The sequence below is a fragment of the Arthrobacter sp. BB-1 genome (genome assembly GCF_006151685.1).
Lineage (GTDB): Bacteria > Actinomycetota > Actinomycetes > Actinomycetales > Micrococcaceae > Arthrobacter.
In genome coordinates, this window is record NZ_VDEV01000026.1 from 1 (window position 1) to 18,039 (window position 18,039).

General features: G+C 65.9%; 13 protein-coding genes. 3 read left to right on the top strand and 10 right to left on the bottom strand.

Features of this window, described 5'->3' with window-relative positions; genetic code table 11:
• Positions 1 to 56: 56 nt before the first annotated feature.
• From FHJ30_RS14080 to glmS, 8 genes are all read right to left on the bottom strand, one after another.
• Positions 57 to 1,142 (bottom strand): inositol-3-phosphate synthase, encoded by a 1,086-nt coding sequence (locus tag FHJ30_RS14080; RefSeq protein ID WP_139029902.1) that lies wholly within the window; start codon positions 1,140 to 1,142, stop codon positions 57 to 59.
• A gap of 162 nt (positions 1,143 to 1,304) precedes the next feature.
• Positions 1,305 to 2,345: an L-glyceraldehyde 3-phosphate reductase gene (gene mgrA / locus FHJ30_RS14085; protein ID WP_139029903.1), complete on the bottom strand. Its 1,041-nt coding sequence runs from the start codon at positions 2,343 to 2,345 to the stop codon at positions 1,305 to 1,307.
• Positions 2,346 to 2,447: 102 nt separating this feature from the next.
• Complete coding sequence (gene treZ, locus FHJ30_RS14090; protein ID WP_139029904.1) at positions 2,448 to 4,217, bottom strand: malto-oligosyltrehalose trehalohydrolase; 1,770 nt, start codon at positions 4,215 to 4,217, stop codon at positions 2,448 to 2,450.
• On the bottom strand, positions 4,214 to 6,541 hold the full coding sequence (treY, locus tag FHJ30_RS14095) for a malto-oligosyltrehalose synthase (RefSeq protein ID WP_139029905.1): 2,328 nt from the start codon (positions 6,539 to 6,541) through the stop codon (positions 4,214 to 4,216). Before treY ends, treZ begins: the two co-directional genes overlap by 4 nt.
• On the bottom strand, positions 6,538 to 8,793 hold the full coding sequence (glgX, locus tag FHJ30_RS14100; RefSeq protein WP_139029906.1) for a glycogen debranching protein GlgX: 2,256 nt from the start codon (positions 8,791 to 8,793) through the stop codon (positions 6,538 to 6,540). Before glgX ends, treY begins: the two co-directional genes overlap by 4 nt.
• A gap of 67 nt (positions 8,794 to 8,860) precedes the next feature.
• On the bottom strand, positions 8,861 to 10,456 hold the full coding sequence (locus tag FHJ30_RS14105) for an NAD(P)H-hydrate epimerase (RefSeq protein WP_139029907.1): 1,596 nt from the start codon (positions 10,454 to 10,456) through the stop codon (positions 8,861 to 8,863).
• A gap of 24 nt (positions 10,457 to 10,480) precedes the next feature.
• Positions 10,481 to 10,828 (bottom strand): holo-ACP synthase, encoded by a 348-nt coding sequence (locus tag FHJ30_RS14110; RefSeq protein ID WP_013601780.1) that lies wholly within the window; start codon positions 10,826 to 10,828, stop codon positions 10,481 to 10,483.
• A gap of 206 nt (positions 10,829 to 11,034) precedes the next feature.
• Complete coding sequence (gene glmS, locus FHJ30_RS14115; RefSeq protein WP_139029908.1) at positions 11,035 to 12,921, bottom strand: glutamine--fructose-6-phosphate transaminase (isomerizing); 1,887 nt, start codon at positions 12,919 to 12,921, stop codon at positions 11,035 to 11,037.
• A 116-nt stretch (positions 12,922 to 13,037) separates the two neighbouring features.
• Between glmS and coaA the strand changes: the two genes are divergently transcribed.
• Both coaA and FHJ30_RS14125 read left to right on the top strand, forming a co-directional pair.
• On the top strand, positions 13,038 to 14,033 hold the full coding sequence (gene coaA, locus FHJ30_RS14120) for a type I pantothenate kinase (protein ID WP_171059052.1): 996 nt from the start codon (positions 13,038 to 13,040) through the stop codon (positions 14,031 to 14,033).
• Positions 14,034 to 14,038: 5 nt separating this feature from the next.
• A complete protein-coding gene (locus FHJ30_RS14125; protein WP_139029910.1) occupies positions 14,039 to 14,914 on the top strand; it encodes a D-alanyl-D-alanine carboxypeptidase family protein in 876 nt (291 codons plus the stop codon).
• Between the two features lie 53 nt (positions 14,915 to 14,967).
• On the opposite strand, the gene FHJ30_RS14130 is transcribed toward FHJ30_RS14125, so the two are convergent.
• The gene (locus tag FHJ30_RS14130; protein ID WP_139029911.1) at positions 14,968 to 16,032 is read right to left on the bottom strand and encodes an acyltransferase; all 1,065 of its coding nucleotides are present in this window, start codon (positions 16,030 to 16,032) and stop codon (positions 14,968 to 14,970) included.
• Positions 16,033 to 16,212: 180 nt separating this feature from the next.
• Here FHJ30_RS14130 and mscL point away from each other — a divergent pair, with 180 nt between their 5' ends.
• Positions 16,213 to 16,602 (top strand): large conductance mechanosensitive channel protein MscL, encoded by a 390-nt coding sequence (gene mscL, locus FHJ30_RS14135; protein WP_139029912.1) that lies wholly within the window; start codon positions 16,213 to 16,215, stop codon positions 16,600 to 16,602.
• Positions 16,603 to 16,666: 64 nt separating this feature from the next.
• On the opposite strand, the gene glmM is transcribed toward mscL, so the two are convergent.
• On the bottom strand, positions 16,667 to 18,028 hold the full coding sequence (glmM, locus tag FHJ30_RS14140) for a phosphoglucosamine mutase (protein WP_139029913.1): 1,362 nt from the start codon (positions 18,026 to 18,028) through the stop codon (positions 16,667 to 16,669).
• Positions 18,029 to 18,039: the final 11 nt, after the last annotated feature.

Here is an 18,039-nt window from a genome sequence, read left to right on the forward strand (position 1 = left end):
TCCAGAAACCGACGTTAAGTGAGAGAGGGTCGCAAGGGGGCAGACGGGCTCAACGCTTAGCGCTCGAGGTCTCCGCGGATGAAGGCTTCCACCTTTTCGCGGGCGAGGTCGTCGTTGAACTGCTCCGGCGGGGACTTCATGAAGTAGCTCGATGCCGAAAGCAGGGGTCCGCCGATGCCGCGGTCCAGGCCGATCTTGGCGGCGCGGATGGCATCGATGATCACGCCGGCGGAGTTGGGTGAGTCCCAGACCTCCAGCTTGTACTCAAGCGACACGGGCGCGTCGCCGAAGTTGCGGCCCTCGAGGCGGACAAACGCCCACTTGCGGTCATCGAGCCACTGGACGTAGTCGGACGGGCCGATGTGCACGTCCTTGGCGGCCAGTTCGGCTTCGACGTTGGACGTGACGGCCTGGGTTTTCGAGATCTTCTTGGACTCCAGCCGGTCGCGCTCCAGCATGTTCTTGAAGTCCATGTTGCCGCCGACATTGAGCTGGTAGGTGCGGTCCAGGGTAACGCCGCGGTCTTCGAACAGCTTGGCCATGACGCGGTGCGTAATGGTGGCGCCGATCTGGCTCTTGATGTCGTCGCCCACGATCGGCACGCCGGCGGCGGTGAACTTGTCAGCCCACTCCTTGGTTCCGGCGATGAACACGGGCAGGGCGTTGACAAAGGCCACGCCGGCGTCGATGGCGCACTGGGCGTAGAACTCTGCAGCTTCCTGCGAGCCGACGGGCAGGTAGCAGACCATAACGTCAACGTTGGCGACCTTGAGTGCCTGGACAACGTCCACGGGCTCTTCGGTGGACTGCTCGATGGTCTCGAGGTAGTACTTGCCGAGGCCGTCGAGGGTGTGGCCGCGCTGGACGGTGATGCCGGTGGGCGGCACGTCGGCGATCTTGATGGTGTTGTTTTCGCTGGCCAGGATGGCGTCGGCCAGGTCAACGCCGACCTTCTTGCCGTCGACGTCGAACGCGGCGACGAACTCAACGTCACCCACATGGTACTGGCCGAACTCAACGTGCATCAGGCCGGGGATCGTGGCCTTGGGGTCTGCGTCCTTGTAGTAGTGGACGCCCTGGACCAGCGAAGCGGCACAGTTTCCTACGCCGACGATTGCAACACGAATCGGATGTGAAGACACGGAACTCCTTTGAGGACAAACGTCAGCCGGCCGGTTCGGCTTCGGAGGAAGTACGACGGCGGCCGGCAGGCACGGCGCCGCGCGGCGCCTTTTCATAGTACCCAACGGAGTGGGACAAGGGAGTGTTCCCCTGTCCCACTCAGTGAAACAGCCGTAACGGAGTCAGACGGTCTGCTTCCAGAGGTTGATGTCCGATTCCACGGCGAATTCATCGATGGCGTTCAGCTCATCCGCGGTGAAGTCGAGATTGTTGATGGCGGACAGGGTGTCCTCCAACTGCCGGACGCTTGAGGCACCGATCAGGGCGGACGTGACCGGCGAGCCCTTCGGCTGGTCCCGCAGGATCCACGCGACGGCCATCTGGGCCAGGGACTGCCCGCGGCCCTCGGCGATCCTGTGCAGGCCCCGGACCCGGTTTAGCTTCTCTTCGGTGATCAGGCCTTGGTCCAGGGACTTGTGCTGCGCGGCCCGGGAATCGGCGGGAATGCCGCTGAGGTACCGGTCCGTCAACATGCCCTGGGCAAGCGGTGAGAAGGCGATGGAGCCCGCCCCCACCTGGTCCAAAGCCTCGTAGAGGTTGGGGGTGCCGTTCTCCGTCCACCGGTTGAGCATGGAGTAGCTGGGCTGGTGGATCAGCAGCGGCGTGCCGAGTTCCTTCAGGATCCGGGCCGCCTCAAGCGTCTGCTCCGGGGTGTAGGAGGAGATGCCGGCGTACAGCGCCTTGCCCGAACGGACGGCGTAGTCCAGGGCGCCCATCGTCTCTTCCATCGGAGTCTCGGGATCCGGCCGGTGGCTGTAGAAGATGTCCACGTAGTCCAGGCCCATGCGCTGCAGGGACTGGTCCAGGCTGGAAATGAGGTATTTGCGGGAGCCCCATTCCCCGAACGGGCCAGGCCACATGTAGTAGCCGGCCTTGGTGGAGATGATGAGTTCGTCGCGGTAGGGCTTGAAGTCGTCACGCAGGTGCCGGCCGAAGTTGGTCTCGGCCGATCCGGCGGGCGGGCCGTAGTTGTTGGCAAGGTCGAAGTGGTTCACGCCGAGGTCGAAGGCGCGGCGGAGGATGGCGCGCTGTTCGTCAAAGGGCTTGTCGTCGCCGAAGTTGTGCCAGAGGCCGAGGGAGATGGCCGGGAGTTTGAGTCCGCTGCGGCCGACGCGGCGGTAGGGCATGGATTCGTAGCGGTCTTCCGCCGCGGAGTAAGTCATAGGTCCCATCCTGCCAGCTGTGACGCGGGCAACAACCGAAGGAGCAAAAGTTACGCCGCGGGCTGACAACAGCCCGCGGCGTAACCTTGCCTGAATGTCGGGTCAGGACTTCACAATAGCCGCACTCCAGGGCGCCAGCGCCAGGGCCTCACCCTCAAGGGCGGTAGCCTCATCGGTCACCAGCAGGACTGAGCCGGGGACATTTTCCAGCCGGACCTTGGCGTCCGACAGGTTCAGCAGCACCTCAACGCTCCCCCGCCGGAAACGCAGCCAGCCGGCGTCGTCGTCGTACGTCACGTCCGTCCCGCCAAAGCCAAGCCCGGCAAGTTCGACATGCTCCCGGCGAAGCGCCGTCAGGGAACGGTACAGCTCCAGCAGCCGCGCGTGGTCGCCCGCGGCGGCCTCGTCCCAGTTCAGCTTGGACCGGCGGAAGGTTTCCGGATCCTGGGGATCGGGCACGACGGCGGGATCCCACCCCATGCGCTCGAACTCCTTGATGCGCCCTTCCGCAGTCGCCTTGCCGAGCTCCGGTTCCGGGTGCGATGTGAAGAACTGCCAAGGCGTGCTGGCGGCAAACTCCTCGCCCATGAACAGCATCGGCGTGAAGGGCGAGGTCAGCGTGAGTACGGCGGCAACGGCCAGCTGCCCGTAGGACAGCGACTGGGACAGCCTGTCCCCTGTGGCGCGGTTGCCGATCTGGTCGTGGTTCTGGTTGCAGACCACCAGCGCCGCCGGGTGTACCAGCGAAGCGTTGATGGGCCGGCCGTGGTGGCGCCCCCGGAAGCTGGAGTAGCTGCCGTCGTGCAGGAAGCCGTCCTTGAGGACCTTCGCCAGCACCCCCAGGGACTGGAAGTCGGAGTAGTACCCGGTGGTCTCGCCGCTGACGCTGACATGGACCGCGTGGTGGAAATCGTCGCTCCACTGCCCGTCCAGTCCGTAGCCGTTGGCATCCCGGGGATAGAGCAGGCGCGGATTGTTCAGGTCCGATTCTGCGATCAGGGTTTTCGGCAGGCCCGTTTCGGCGGAGACCGCGTCGCCCAGGGCACCGAATTCCTCCAGGATGTGCACGGCCCGCTCGTCGCGCAGGGCGTGCACCGCGTCCAACCGAAGCCCGTCCACGTGGTAGTCGCGGAGCCATAGCGCCAGGTTGTCCAGGATGTACTCGCGCACCACGTCGGAGCCGGGGCCGTCCAGGTTCACCGAGTCGCCCCATGTGTTGGCGTCGCCCTGCTTCAGGTACGGGCCGAACCTGGGCAGGTAATTGCCGCTGGGGCCGAGGTGGTTGTAGACAACGTCCTGGATGACCCCAATGCTGGCAGCATGCGCCGCGTCCACGAACTGCTGGTAGGCCGCCGGCCCGCCGTAACCTTCATGGACCGCGTACCACTGGACGCCGTCGTACCCCCAGTTGTGGGTTCCGTTGAAGCCGTTGACCGGCAGCAGTTCCACGAAGTCGACGCCGAGGTCTGCCATGTAGCCCAACTTTGCGGCTGCGGCCTCCAGGGTTCCCTCTGGCGTGAAGGTTCCCACGTGGAGTTCGTAGATGACAGAACCCTGCAGCTCCTTCCCCTTCCAGCCGCTGTCCTGCCAGGCGTGGGCGGCGGGATCAAAGGTCCTGGACAGTTCATGTACTCCCGCCGGCAGCCGGCGCGAGCGCGGATCCGGCACCGGGTGGCCGTCCCCGTCCAGCAGGTAGCCGTAGTCCACCTCGCCACTGCCCGGCGCGTCCGGAGCGGTCCACCAGCCTTCCGAGCCGGGCGCCGTCTCCTTCTTCAGCATCGGGTACTGCCGGCCGTCGGCCACTAGGGTCACCGAAGAGGCCTCCGGAGCCCAGACGTCGAAGCGCTCGGGGCCACTGTTCACAAGGGTCATGCCTGTTCTCCATCCACCGGTACCAGCAAAGCCACCGGGTAGGTACCCAGCACGTCCGCGACCGAAACGGCGCCAGCTGCGTAACCGGCGCCGGTGAGCGCGTCCTGCATGGCAACGGGAAGTTCGACGGCGGTGTCCCGCCAGCCGCCGTCGGCTGCCAGTCCGGCGGGCAACCGGGTGGCCAGCGTCAGGGCACCGGGCGCGCCTTCCGTCCCGCGGTGGAACGCGAGCAGGTGCCCGGCCGCCGGACCTGTGGCCGTCGCCGGGCTGTAGCCCTGGAACAGTTCGGGCCGGTCGCGCCGGAGCCGGAGTGCCCGGGAGGTGACCAGGAGCTTGCTGGCTTCGGTACCCGCCTCAGGCAATGTTCCGCCGTCGAGCTTTGCCAGCTCCTCCTGGCGGACCGCAAAGTCCACCGGCCGCCGGTTGTCCGGATCCGTGAGGGACCGTTCCCAGAACTCGCTGCCCTGGTACACATCCGGCACGCCGGGCATGGTCAGCTGGACCAGTTTGGCGGACACGGAATTGGAGGCGGCGTGCGAATCGATCCGTGCCACGAAGTCCTCCACCACTTTGGTGACCCGCTCGTCGTCGAACACGGCGTCCACCGCCGCCTTGACCTGCGATTCGAACTCCTCGTTCGGGTCCGTCCAGGTGGTGGAGTTGCCGGCTTCCCGGGCGGCCTTTTCCGCGTAGCCCTGGAGCCGTTCCCGGCTGGCCGGCCAGGCGGCGACGATCGCCTGCCAGAGAAGGTTCTCGTACGGGCCGTCAGGAACGGGGGCCAGCTCCCGGAGGGTGTCCAGGGTGTCCGTCCACTCCTGGGGAAGTTCGGCGATGACCGAGATCCGGGCCCGGGCGTCCTCGCTGCGCTTGGTGTCGTGGGTGGACAGGGTGGTCATGGACAGGGGCAGTTCCTGCTGGCGCCGCAGCATCCGGTGGTGGAACTCCTCCGGGGACACCGAGAACTCGGTGGGCTCGGCGCCCACCTCGGTCAGGGTGCCCAGGCGGGTGTAGCGGTAGAACGCAGTGTCCTCCACGCCTTTGGCCATCACCATGCCGGAGGTCTGCTGGAACCGGACTGCGATGGGGTTGGCAGGGTCGAGGAGCAGCGGCAGCAGCGTCCCCACCGCAACGTCCAGCTCGGGCCGGCGGGCGGCGGCGGACTCGCACGCCTCCTTGAGGATCTCGGCACCGGTAGGCAGGTAGCTCCGGTACACCGGGAAGGCCGCGATGATTTCCGCAATGGCGTCAGCGGCCTGCTCCACCGAAAGTCCGTGGGATTCCGGCACCAGCCGGGCCAGCCGCAGCACCTCGGACCGGAGGATACCGTCCGCGATCATCCGCTTGGTGCCGCGGATCATCTCGGCGTAATCCGCCGGAGCTGGTGAGCCCCGCAGGGCAGCGTCCAGGGCATCCAGCGCCTGCTGGCCGGCCGGGTCAATGAACACCCGGTCCACATCCGCCAGTGCGTCATAGCCGGTGGTGCCCTCGGTGGCGAAGTCCTGCGGCAGGACCTCGCCCGGCTCGAGGATCTTCTCCACCAGCACGTAGGCTCCGCCGGTGAGGTCCTTCAGCCAGCGAAGGTAGCCCGCAGGATCAGCCAGGCCGTCCGGGTGGTCCACCCTCAGGCCGTCCACCAGGCCTTCCTTGAACCACCGGCCCACCTCGGAATGCGCCTTCTCGAAAACGCTGGCAAGTTCCACCCGGATGCCCGCCAAAGTTGTGACCGCAAAGAAACGCCGGTAGTTCAGCTCGGCATCCGCGCGGCGCCAGTCCATCAGCTCGTAGTGCTGGCGGCTGTGCACCTCCTGGGGCGTATCGCCGTCGGAGTAGGAACCTTCGGCGAGCGGGAAGCGGTGGTCGTAGTAGCGGAGCTCCCCGTCCTTGACCTCCAGCTTGTCCAGGTCCTCGCCGGAGCCGAGCATCGGCAGCCGGATCTTTCCTCCGCCCAGGTCCCAGTCGACGTCGAAGGCTTCAGCATAGGGCGAGCCCTGCCCTTCCTTCAGCAGGGACCACCACCACGGGTTCTGGGCAGGCGTTGCCACGCCCACGTGGTTAGGCACGATGTCCACCAGGACGCCCATGCCGTGTTCGCGTGCAGCCCTGGACAGGGCGAGCAGGCCTTCGGGGCCGCCCCGCTCCGGGTCCACGGCGGAGGGGTCGGTCACGTCATAGCCATGGTCCGAGCCCTGCTCAGCGGTCAGTATGGGTGAGAGGTAGACCCAGTCGACGCCGAGGTCCTTAAGGTAAGGGACCTTTTCCGCGGCGTCGAACAGGGTGAAGCTCTTGCGGATCTGCAGGCGGTAGGTGGACGCGGGAACCCTCATTTGTTGGGGGACTTCCGTGCGCCCACCTTGGTGGTCTTCCCGGGCTCGGCCACCATGGGCGCGGTGAGCGACTCGGTTTCGCTGGTGGCGGTCTGGGTCAATGCCGCCAGGGAGGCCGCCACGGAATGGTCGGGTTCCACTTCCTCGATGGTGTGGGCCCGCAGGACCACCAGGGACTTCGCCTCCACGGGCAGCGGCTCGCCGGCGTTGACCGGCTTGGTGTCCGCGTTCTGCCCGGCGGTGTCGATAATGACGTCCCAGGCGGGGGCGTACTCGTCGGATGGCAGCGTGAACTTCACAGTGTCATCGTGCGCGTTGAAGTACAGCAGGAAGTTCACGTCGGTGATCCTCCGCCCGCGGCTGTCCTTGCCCTGGATGCCGTGCCCGTTCAGGAAGACGCCCACGGACCGGCCGAATCCGCTGTCCCATGCTTCCGGCTTCATGGTCTCGCCGGACGGGTCCAGCCATACGATGTCCGGCAGGCGTTCGCCCTCGCCCCGCAGCACGGGCCGGCCGTCGAAGAACCGGCTGCGGCGGAAGGTGGGGTGCTTGGCGCGCAGCGCGTTGACCGCTGACGTGAACTCGATCAGCGGCTGGTCCACCGTGTCCCAGTTGATCCAGGTCAGTTCGGAGTCCTGGCAGTAGCCGTTGTTGTTGCCCTGCTGGGTGCGGCCCAGTTCGTCGCCATGCAGGAGCATGGGGACGCCCTGGGACAGCAGCAGCGAGGCGATAAAGTTCCGCTGCTGGCGGGCGCGCAGGCCAAGGACTACCGGGTCATCGGTGGGACCTTCAACACCGCAGTTCCAGGACCGGTTGTGGGATTCGCCGTCGTTGTTGCCCTCGCCGTTGGCGTCGTTGTGCTTCTCGTTGTAGGACACCAGGTCCGCCAGTGTGAAGCCGTCGTGCGCGGTGACGAAGTTGATGGACGCCACGGGGCGCCGGCCGGAGTGCTCGTAGAGGTCCGCGGAGCCGGTGATGCGGGAGGCGAATTCGCCGAGCGTGGCGGGCTCGCCCCGCCAGAAGTCGCGGACGGTGTCGCGGTACTTGCCGTTCCATTCCGTCCACTGCGGCGGGAAGTTGCCCACTTGGTAGCCGCCGGGGCCCACGTCCCAGGGTTCGGCGATGAGCTTGACCTGGGAGACTACCGGGTCCTGCTGGATGAGTTCGAAGAAGGTGGACAGTTTGTCAACGTCATAGAACTCACGGGCCAAGGTGGAGGCGAGGTCGAAGCGGAAGCCGTCCACGTGCATCTCGGTGACCCAGTAGCGCAGCGAGTCCATCAGCAGCTGGAGGGAGTGCGGCTGGCGGACGTTCAGGGAGTTACCGGTGCCGGTGTAGTCCATGTAGTGCTTCTCGTCGCCCTCCATCAGCCGGTAGTAGGCGGCGTTGTCGATGCCCTTGAAGGACAGCGTGGGACCCAGGTGGTTGCCTTCGGCGGTGTGGTTGTACACCACGTCCAGGATGACCTCGATGCCGGCCTTGTGCAGGGACCGGACCATGGCCTTGAAGTCCTGGACCTGCTGGCCGGTGTCGCCGGTGGAGCTGTAGGTGTTCTGCGGCGCGAAGAAGCCAATGGTGTTGTAGCCCCAGTAGTTGTTCAGGCCCTTGTCCTGCAGGGTGCCGTCGTTGACGAACTGGTGCACCGGCATCAGTTCGATGGCGGTGACGCCGAGCTTCTGCAGGTGGGAGATGACGGCGGGATGCGCCACGCCGGCATAGGTGCCGCGCTGCTCCTCGGGGATTTCCGGGTGCAGCTGGGTGAGGCCCTTGACGTGGGCTTCGTAGATGACCGACTGGTGGTAGGGGATCCGCAGGTTCTGGTCGCCGTCCCAGTCGAAGAACGGGTTGATGACCACGCCCATCATCATGTGGCTGGCGGAATCCTCGTTGTTGATCGAGTCCGGCTCGCCCAGGTTGTAGGTGAACAGCGACGGATCCCAGTCGACCTGGCCGTGGACAGCCTTGGCGTAGGGGTCCAGCAGGAGCTTGTTGGGGTTGAAGCGGTTGCCGGACGCGGGGTCGTAGGGCCCGTGGACGCGGTAGCCGTACTTCTGGCCGGGCTGGACCTGCGGGATGTAGCAGTGCCACACATACCCGTCCACTTCGTCCAGTTCGATGCGGGTTTCCTTGCCCTCCTCGTCAAAAAGGCAAAGTTCGACCTTTTCTGCTCGTTCGCTGAACAGGGCAAAGTTGGTGCCGGTGCCGTTGTACGTGGCGCCAAGGGGATAAGCCGATCCAGGCCAGACTTCCATAATGCTCCTCTTTGTGATTCGGCAGCAGAGGAGCAGGAGCGCCCCTACTGCCGGTGCGAACTAATGCCTACCGTAGCGGCTGGCTGTGACTATTACATTTCCCGGCCCCAGCGTTACTAAGCATGCTGACTTTACCCCACACTTCGGGTAAGGCGTCGGCAATTCCGCCAGCAGCGATCGGACCGCCGGAGCAAGCGTCCGACGCCGAGGTGCCGGCCCTGCCGTGCAGCGCGGCTCCCAGCGCGGCAATGGCCGCCCACCGCGCCTCCGCGTCGATGCCTGCCTTCCGGAAGCGTCCGACGTCGGAACCTCCCTGGGCGAGCAGCGCACCAATGACGCCGGCCAGGACGTCCCCGCTGCCGGCGGTGGCGAGCCAGGGTGTGCCGTCGGCCTGGCTGTACACGCCGCCGGAGGGGGCGGCCACCAGGGTGGTGGCGCCCTTGAGCAGCACTGTGGCACCGGTCAGTTCCGAAGCCCGGCGGACGGCGGCCAGGGTGCCGGCCTCGACGGCATCCCTGTCCTCGGTCCCGCCGAGGCGCTGCAGGAGTGCGGCCAGCTCGCCGGCATGCGGGGTGAGCACAACGTGCGGCGGCAGGACATCGGGCAGCGCGGGCAGGGCCCCGGCATCCGCCACAACCGGGAGGTCGGAGTCCACAGCGTCGCGGGCGCGCTGGAGCTGGTCGTGGTCCCCCGGCCCCATCCCCGAGCCCACCAGCCACGCTTGGACACGGTTCTCGGCAACGGTGCCGGTGCTGCAGACCACCTCGGGGCAGGATTGCCGCACCAGGTCCGCCACTTCGGGCGGACCGAGGTAGCGGACCATCCCCACCCCGGCTGCCAGCGCGCCCCGGCAGGCCAGCACGGCCGCCCCTGGATACTCGGCGGAGCCTGCCACCACCCCCAGCACCCCGCGCGAGTACTTGTGGGCGCGGCGGGCCGGGCGTGGCAGCAGCCGGGCCAGGTCCAGGCCGTCGAGCCGGTGCAGCGAAGGTTCGGGAAGGTGTTCCTCGATGCCGATCGGCACCACGTCCACCCTGCCGGCGTAGTCGGCACCGGGGTCGGCCAGCAGGCCCGCCTTGGCGCCGCCGAACGTGACGGTCAGGTCCGCCGGCAGCACCGGCAGGAAGGCCTCGCCGCTATCGGCGTCCACCCCGCTGGGAAGGTCGCAGGCCACAACAAAGCTGTGTCCGCCGCGGCCGGCCACAAGCCCGGCGAGGGCGGACACAAGGTCGGCAGCGCTCCCCCGCAGCCCGCCTTTCGCACCTGTGCCCAGCACGGCATCGATGACGACGTCGGCAGGCGCCGCCTCTGCCGCCAGTTCCCCGGGTGCCGCTTCCGTAACGTGCCGCAGCCGGCCGCCGGCGCGCTCAAAGGCAGCCAACGCCAGGGCGTGGGCGGAGTCCCCGGTGAGCACCGCCGTCGTACGCATACCCCGGGCCGCTAGGAAAGCGGCCGCGTACAGGCCGTCCCCGCCGTTGTTGCCCTTGCCGGCCAGCACCACGACGCTGGCGCCGTAGATTCGGCGGCCGCGGGCCTTCAGCTCCGCGATGACCGCATTGGCAAGGCCGTGCGCCGCGCGCTGCATGAGGACGTCGGCCAGTCCGGAGGCGAGGAGCGGTTCCTCGGCTTGCCGGACCTGGGTGCCGGTGTAGGCGCTGATCACGTCAGTCCTGGAGCGGGCGCCGGCTCAGCCTTCGGCCAGGACCGTGGCCGTGGCGATGCCGCCGTCGTGGCTGATGGAGAGGTGCCAGCGCTTGACGCCCTTGGCCTCTGCCACGGCCAGCACGGTGCCCTTCACCTGGACGGTGGGCCCGTTGTGGTCCAGGCCGATCCAGCAGTCCTGCCAGTTCATGCCGGCGGGCGCTCCCAGGACCTTGGCCACAGCTTCCTTCGCGGCAAACCGCGCGGCGAGGGACCGGGTGTTCAACTCCCGCTCGGCAGGAACGAACAGCCGGTCCCGGAGGCCGGGGGTGCGCTCAAGCTGGCGGCCGAACCGCTCGATGTCTACAACGTCAACGCCAATGCCAACAATCATGCGGCTTATTCTACGGTGGCGCCCGATGACTCCCGCCCCTGCCGGGCCCGGCAGGAATGCGTGGTTTTTGGGCCCACAGCTTAATGGCTGCCCTGTGCTTCCGGGCCCCCTGCTGCCGGGACCGGCAAAAGTCACGCGAACAGGTTCCAAAAACGCTGAAGCCCCGGGCGGCGTGCCCGGGGCTTCAGCGTTTCGATCACGACTGGTTACTCGACCGTGACGCTCTTGGCGAGGTTGCGTGGCTGGTCCACGTCGTAGCCCTTGGCTTGGGCGAGTTCCGCGGCGAAGATCTGCAGCGGGACGGTGGTCAGCAGCGGCATCAGCAGGGTGGGGGTTTCCGGGACGTAGAAGACGTGCTCGGCGTAGTCGCGGACGGCGGTGTCGCCTTCCTCGGCGATGACCAGGGTGCGGGCGCCGCGGGCGCGGACTTCCTGGATGTTGGAGACCACCTTGGCGTGCAGGGAGTCGCGGCCGCGCGGGGACGGGACCACCACGAACACCGGCTGGCCTTCATCGATCAGGGCGATGGGGCCGTGCTTGAGCTCGCCGGCGGCGAAGCCCTCGGCGTGGATGTACGCGATTTCCTTCAGCTTCAAAGCGCCTTCGAGGGCCACGGGGTAGCCCACGTGGCGGCCCAGGAACAGCACCGACTTCTCGTTGGCCATGCTGCGGGCCAGTTCGCGGAGCGGGCCGGCGTTGTCCAGGATGGTCTGGATCTTCGCGGGGATCTTGTTCAGGTCCGCGAGGACGTCCTTGATCTGGCCGGAGAAGATGTTCCCGCGCAGCTGGGCCAGGTACAGGCCCAGGAGGTACGCGGCGGTGATCTGGGCCAGGAACGCCTTGGTGGAGGCCACCGCGATTTCCGGGCCGGCGTGCGTGTAGAGCACGGCGTCGGACTCGCGCGGGATGGTGGAGCCGTTGGTGTTGCAGATCGAGATGGTCTTGGCGCCCTGTTCACGGGCGTAGCGGACGGCCATCAGGGTGTCCATGGTTTCCCCGGACTGGCTGATGGACACCACCAGGGTGTTCGCATCCAGGATCGGGTCCCGGTAGCGGAACTCGTGCGCGAGCTCCACCTCGGTGGGGATCCGGCACCAGTTCTCGATCGCGTACTTGGCCACCATGCCCGCATACGCGGCGGTGCCGCAGGCCAGGACGATGATCTTGTTGACCTGCTTCAGCTGCTCCGGATCGATCCGCAGCTCATCCAGGGTCAGCTTGTGGTTGATGTCGGAGCGGCCCAGCAGGGTCTGCGCGACGGCGTCGGGCTGGTCATGGATTTCCTTCTCCATGAACGAGCTGAACCCGCCCTTTTCGGCGGAGGCAGGATCCCAGTCCACGTGGTATTCCTTGCCCGCGGCCGGGTTGCCGTAAAAGTCGGTGATCTCCACCGTGTCCGCGGTGATCGTGACAATCTGGTCCTGGCCCAGCTCCACCGCACGGCGGGTGTAGTCGATGAACCCGGACACGTCCGAGCCGAGGAAGTTCTCCCCCTCGCCCAGGCCCACCACCAAGGGCGAGTTGCGGCGGGCTGCCACCACAACGTCGGGCTGGTCAGCGTGGACCGCAAGGAGCGTGAACGCACCCTCAAGGCGCTGGCAGGCGAGCTCCATGGCCCGGGTCAGGCCGCCGTCGGACGCGTCCCCGCCAAGCTTGTTCCGGAAAATGTCACCCAGCAGCGCCGCGGCCACCTCAGTGTCCGTCTCGGACAGGAACGTCACGCCCTTGTCCAGCAGCTCCTGCTTGAGCTCGGCGAAGTTTTCGATGATGCCGTTGTGGATCACGGCGAGCTTGCCGCCGTCGGCCAGGTGCGGGTGCGCGTTCCGGTCCGTCGGGCCGCCGTGCGTGGCCCAGCGGGTGTGGCCGATCCCGGTGACCGTCTCCGGCAGCGGACGCGCCTCAAGTTCGGCGATCAGGTTGCTCAGCTTCCCGGACTTCTTCCGGGACTCGATCACGCCCTGGGACACCACAGCCACCCCGGCGGAGTCGTAGCCCCGGTATTCCAGGCGGCGCAGCCCCTCAAGGACAACATCCAGCGCACTGTGACTTCCGCCGTTATCAGAACGGCCTACATATCCCACGATTCCACACATAGGCTCAAGACTATCGGCAGGGGTGCCCTACATCTAAACCGGGACACTCTGCGCGGGCCGTTATACGCGGTGAGCTTTGACGCAGCCGCCGCGCTCAAATCAGCTTCCATTTCGCTATGCGCCGGGCGAGGGGCAGAATCTCTAACGTGACTTTGCAACGCAACGAGGCGAACGGGGAGGGTGTCTCCCCGTTCGTCGAGCTGGACCGGCAGACCTGGTCCCGGCTCGCAGACGAGATGGAACAGCCTCTCAACCAAGAGGACATCATCCGTCTCCGCGGCCTCGGGGATCCCTTGGACATGAAGGAAATCCGAGAGGTCTACCTTCCCCTGTCGCGGCTCCTCCACCTGTATGTCGAGGCTGCCGGGCAGCTGCACGCCGCCACGACCACGTTCCTCGGTGAGCACACCCAGCGCACCCCGTTTGTGATCGGCGTGGCGGGGTCCGTGGCGGTGGGGAAGTCGACCATTGCGCGCGTGCTCCGTGAGATGCTGCGGCGCTGGCCCGGCACCCCCAATGTGGAACTGATCACCACGGACGGCTTCCTGTACCCGCTCGCCGAACTTAAGCGGCGGCAGCTGCTGGAGCGCAAGGGCTTCCCGGAGTCGTACGACCGGCGTGCCCTGCTGCGTTTTGTGAGTGAGATCAAGAGCGGCGCGGAGGAAGTGCGCGCCCCGTGGTATTCGCACGTGACGTATGACATCGTCCCGGACAAGGAAGTGGTGGTCCGCCGGCCGGATGTCCTGATTGTCGAGGGGCTGAACGTCCTGGCACCGGCGCGGCCGCGGCACGACGGCCGGCAGGGCCTGGCGTTGAGCGACTTCTTCGACTTCTCCATTTACGTCGACGCCAAGACCTCCTACATCGAGGAATGGTACGTGGACCGGTTCCGCAAGCTGCGGAGCACCGCGTTTGCCCAGCCGGAATCGTACTTCCACCGCTACGCCAGCCTTTCCGACGAGGAGGCGGAGACCACGGCGCGGGACATCTGGAAGCGGATCAACGAACCCAACCTGGAAGAGAACGTCCTCCCCACGCGGGGCCGGGCACAGCTGGTGCTCACCAAGGAGGCGGACCACACCATCCGCCGCATGTTGCTCCGGAAGGTTTAACCCAGGTGTGCCACGACTGCTCCGCTGTCCCCTCCCTTGCGGCAGCCGCGACCAGCCGGCGCAGCTTCACCCGCTTCCTCGCGGCCGGTGCCGGACTGACTGTTTTGGCAGCGTGCACGCCGGAGGCACCCGCGGCAGTGGCGCCGTCGTCCGCTTTCGCCTCTTCACCCATTACCTCTACGCCCGCTCCGGAAAGCACGACGGCGGCGCCCGCCACCGAGGTTGCCGCGCCTGTTGCGCCGTCCCCCGCGCCGTCGCCCTCCGCAGCGCTGCCGCGGCAGTTCTCCGTCACGGACCCTGCAAGCCCTTGGCTGGTGGTCAACAAGCACCGCCCCCTGGTCCCGGCTACCTATGTGCCGGCTGACCTGGTGGCGCCCGCCGTCGCGATGACCGCTTCCGGTGAGGCTACGCTGCTGAACAGCACGACGGCGGCCGCTGCGGAGGCGATGTTTGCGGCTGCCGCGCGGGATGGCGTTGCCATGGTCCTGGCCAGCGGGTACCGCTCCTACGCCACGCAGGTGGCAACGTACAACAATTATGTTGCTGCGCGGGGCCAGGCGGATGCGGACACTGCAAGTGCCCGGCCCGGCTACTCGGAACACCAGACGGGGTGGGCGTTCGACATCGCCGACGGCGCGGGCGCGTGCAGTTTCCAGCCCTGCTTTGCGGACCAGCCCGCAGCCGTGTGGGCCAAGGCGAACGGTCATCGGTTTGGGTTCGTGGTGCGCTACCCCTGGATGTTCCATCCCATCACGGGCTACTACTACGAACCGTGGCACCTCCGGTACATCGGGGTGGAAGCGGCTACGGACATGGTTGCGCGCGGGATTTTCACGCTCGAGGAGTACTTCGGCGTGGAGGCTGCGCCGGGGTATCCGTGAACGACTTTCGGCGGGATCGGCTAAGGGCCATTTTGGCAGACTAACTGCCAGCATCAAGAGATCGTCAGGTGCCTGCTAAACCGGTTGCGAGCTCCCACCTGACGGGCAACTTCCTGCGCAGGACCTTCGACGAATGCACAGCTCAACCACGCTAGAGGCGCCGTTACGGCTAATGAAAGGAATGCGAAGGTTCCTAATGGCACCGCGGCTGCCACACCAGCGAGAACCAGAATCTGTTGGGCTGGCCATCCGTAGATATACATGCCGTATGAAATGTCGAAACGAGATCCGATGCGATGAAACACGGGTGAGGCGCCAAGAACAAGGGTGAGGTAGGCAAACGGCAGAGGGCATAACGCCAAGGTATTTCCTGCCAAGAACGAAACCACCAGCAGGCACAACGCCATGGACACGACACTCGTCTTGATGACGACACGCGCCCGAAACAGGCACAACAGGGACCCTGCCAAAAAGGTGGCGACAGGGCAAAGAACCCTTCCCCAAACGCCAGCGGTCGGCCCGTAAGCAGCCACTTGCATCAGCAGAGCTCCCACTACAACTCCGAAGATCACGACGATAGCAGCGCGGAACAGCTCAGGCTTGAGGTAGGCGAGAAATCCAATCAAGAGATAACACATGACCTCCCAAAACAGCGTCCATAAGGGAGAGTTCCATTCGTCGGCACCTGGAATACCTGAAAGAGTCGATCCTATGGGCGTCCGTCCGAGCTGAGTTCCTAGGATAGTGATGTTGATGAGCACATAGTCAATCGCCTCGTCAAGGCTGTAGCTGCGGTTACCGAATAGTGTTGCCAGGGGCGCGAACACAAAGGCCGTGACCGCCAAACACACCGCAAGGCCAGGGATTATTCTAAGAAAGCGCGCGCTAAAGAAGGCTAGGCTACTCACGGCCCGGATCCGGCTGAGAGTGATGAGATACCCAGAAATCCCAAAAAAACCCACTACAGACCACGACCCGAGCTGCCCTCCCGCCAGAGCGGGTCCTGGACCAAGCCCAGTCAACCACCAACTGTGGGCCACGATCACCAACGCTGCCATTAGCAGACGCAAGGCATTCAGCGAGTTTCTGCCCGCTATAAAGGCTGTGTCGAGTGTCAAGCTGCCCCCATCAACTAATCAGCTCATCCTAAGGCCGAGCCAGACGCTGCGGAAGAATACGACTAAAGAATTGGCAGGGTTCGACTATTCGTCCTACGGATCGCAAGAGACGCTGTAACCTCTCCGACGGTTGGAGTCTCGTTTTCGTTGCCTGCATCCGCCTGCACTAGCTTGGTTCACATGCTGACTGGATTCAAGAATTTCATCATGAAGGGCAATGTCGTTGACCTTGCCGTCGCCGTCGTGATGGGTGCCGCGTTCGGCGCCGTCGTGACATCGATCGTGGAAGGCTTGCTGACCCCGCTGATCGGACTCCTTTTCCAGGCGAAGGGCATTGAGGAAATGCAGTGGGAGGGCTTCCTGTACGGGCGGGTCATCTCCTCGGTCATCTCGTTCGTGCTGATCGCCGCCGCCATCTATTTCGTTGTGATCCTGCCGATGAACCTCATGATCGAGCGCCGTAACCGCAGGCTGGGGATCGGCCAGGACGTGAAGAAGGAGTCCGCGGAGGACCCGCAGATAGCCCTGCTTACGGAAATTCGGGACGCTTTGAAGAGCCGGGCGTCCTAGCGTATTTCCAGACGACAGTGGCCCGTTCCCCTTCGGAACGGGCCACTTCTTGTTTGCCGGCGTGTTACTCGCTGACCAGTTCCAGTGCCAGCTCGGTGCGCACCACCTGAGCCAGGTGTTCGGCGATGGACTGCGCTGTGTTTTCGTCAGCGGCTTCCACCATCACGCGCACCACCGGCTCCGTGCCGGAGGGCCGGAGCAGCACACGGCCAGTATCGCCAAGCGCGGCCTCCGCCGCCGCCACGGCCTGGGCCAGGACGTCGTTCTTGCCCACCCGGGTGCGGTCCACGCCCTTGACGTTGATGAGCACCTGCGGAAGCTTGGTCATCACGGCGGCCAGTTCCTTGAGCGGTTTTCCGGTCAGGGCAATCTGGGCCGCCAACTGCAGGCCGGTGAGGACGCCGTCGCCTGTTGTCGCGTGGTCGGCGAAGATCACGTGGCCGGACTGTTCACCGCCCAGGTTGAACCCGCCGTCGCGCATTTCCTCAAGGACGTAGCGGTCCCCTACAGCTGTTTCGCGGATGGTGATGCCCGCGTTGCGGAGCGCGATCTTGAGGCCCAGGTTGCTCATGACCGTGGCCACCAGGACGTCGTCCTTGAGTTTGCCGGACTTTTTCAGGGCCACCGCGAGGATGGCCATGATCTGGTCGCCGTCCACCTCGTTGCCTTCGTGGTCCACGGCGAGGCAGCGGTCAGCGTCGCCGTCGTGCGCAATGCCGAGGTCCGCACTGTACTTCAGCACCGCCTCCTTGAGGGGGCCGAGGTGGGTGGAGCCGACGCCGTCATTGATGTTGTGGCCGTCAGGGTCGGCACCGATGACGACGACTTCCGCGCCTGCATCCTTGAACACTTGGGGTGAACAGCCGCTGGCGGCGCCGTGGGCACAGTCGAGGACCACTTTGAGGCCTTCGAGGTTGTGCGGCAGCGTGCGCAGGAGGTGCACGATGTAGCGGTCCTCGGCGTCGGAGAAGCGCTGGATGCGGCCCACGTCGGCACCGACCGGGCGCACTGCTTCCTTGGACATCTGCGCCTCGATAGCGTCCTCAACGTCGTCCGGGAGTTTCTGGCCGCCGCGGGCGAAGAACTTGATGCCATTGTCCGGAGCGGGGTTGTGGGACGCGGAGATCATTACACCGAAGTCAGCGTCCAGGTCAGCGACCAGGTAGGCCGCCGCGGGTGTGGGAAGGACGCCGGCGTCGTAGACGTCAATGCCCGAGCTGGAGAGCCCTGCCTCCACCGCGGCGGCGATGAACTCACCGCTGGCGCGCGGATCGCGGGCCACGACGGCGCGCGGCCGTGACCCGTTCGAGTTGCGGTCGTGGCCGAGCACGACGGCGGCCGCCTGGGCCAGCTGCATCGCCAGCTCCGCAGTCAACAGGCCGTTCGCAAGGCCCCGGACACCATCAGTTCCAAATAATCTAGGCACCGGTCAAGTCT